Annotated in this window: 2 protein-coding genes; both read left to right on the top strand. The window is 71.1% G+C overall.

The window, feature by feature from the left end; genetic code table 11:
* The first annotated feature begins 118 nt into the window (after positions 1-118).
* Complete coding sequence (locus tag ACZ303_RS31775) at positions 119-1,162, top strand: DUF2637 domain-containing protein (protein WP_467343942.1); 1,044 nt, start codon at positions 119-121, stop codon at positions 1,160-1,162.
* On the top strand, positions 1,159-1,541 hold a 383-nt coding region (locus tag ACZ303_RS31770), incomplete at its 3' end, for a DNA cytosine methyltransferase (protein WP_467343941.1). The genes ACZ303_RS31775 and ACZ303_RS31770, both read left to right, overlap by 4 nt.

Below are 1,541 nucleotides of genomic sequence, written 5' to 3'. Positions count from 1 at the left end.
GGTGGCCGCACTCGTTTGCTGACGGCCGATACCGGCTACGCCGGCGCCCAAGTGCGTCTGCTCGGCTACGCCCAGATCCCCACTCGTGGTGGGGGTGTTCATGAGGGGCGGGCATCCGGTGAACGCTGATCAGATCCGTTCAGCCGAGCGCGCTCTGTCGGTGGGGATGTGGCTGATCGTCTTCGGCGCCATGCTCTACTCGGTCCTCACGGTCACCCCGCTCATGGCTTCCCACACCCCGGACGCGTGGGACTGGACGGCACCGATCCTGCCGCTCGTCGTGGATGCCGCTGTGGTCATCGTGGTCTGGCTCGACTCGGCCCTGGCCCGCCTCGGCGGGTCCGGTGGCCGGTGGCCGGTCGCGCTGCGGTGGATGACCGGCGGCATGACCCTGGCCCTGAACGTCGCGGACTCCGCGCTGCTGAAGGACATGGTCGGCGTGGCCGTGCACGGGGTAGCACCGCTGCTCCTGATCGTCACCGCCGAGACTGGACTGGCCTACCGGCGGGCCATCGCCGCCGCTGTGACAGCCCTGGAAGCCCGGCAGCGCGCTGGGCGCGAAGCGGTGCAGAAGGCCGCTGAGGACCGGGCCGAGGCGGCCGTCCGCCGGGAGCGGGAGCAGCGCGAGCACGACGCCCGGCTTGCCCGTGAACAGCGCGAGCATGAGGCCCAGGTCGACCGTGAACGCCGCGAACACGAGGCCCGGCTCGCCCGTGAGCGGGCCGAGCGCGAGGACCATGCGCGGAGGGAGGAGAGGGAACTCGCGCAGGACCGGGAAGCCCAGGAACGCGCCGAGCGTGAACGCCTTGAACGGGAGCGTGCACAGCAGCAGCGCGAGCGTGAACGCCGTGAACGCGAGAGCGCCGAGCAACGGGCCCGCGAGGAGCGGGAGCGCGCTGCCCGTGAACGCCGTGAACACCAGGAGCGGGCTGAGCGGGCCGAGCGTGAACGGGCCGCGCTGCTGGCCACTGGACCGGCCGCCGAGAAGCAACCGGAGGACCGGGCCCGCGCGGTCGTCCGCGCCGCCTTCGACGCCGGCCTGCCCGTGCGGACCGCGGCCGAGCTCACCGGCTGGTCCACCGGCTGGGTCTCCACCCGCTACCAGGAACTTCGCGACACCTCCACCCCGGTGCCCCGGGCCCTTGAAGGAGCCGCCCCGTGAGCGGGCTGCGGATCGGTTCACTGTGCACCGGTTACGGCGGCCTGGACATGGCTGTCCAGACCGTCTTCGGCGGATCGCTCGCATGGGTCGCAGACAACGATCCCGGCGCGTCCCGCATCCTGGCCCACCGCCTTCCCCGGGTCCCGAATCTGGGCGACATCACGGCCCTGGACTGGCAGGGCCTGGAGCCGGTCGACCTGCTGTGCGGGGGCTACCCGTGCCAGCCCTTCAGCTTCTGCGGCTTACGGAAAGGGATCGCTGATGCCCGGCACCTCTGGCCCCATATCGTCTGTGCCCTTCGCGTTCTACGACCCCGCTACGCGGTCTTTGAGAACGTCACAGGGCACCTTTCTCTCGGATTCGACACCGTCCTCGCTGA

Source organism: Streptomyces sp. NPDC023527 (assembly GCF_055560115.1).
The sequence above is the reverse complement of the archived record's forward strand: the minus strand, read 5'-3'. Positions and strand labels throughout refer to the sequence as shown.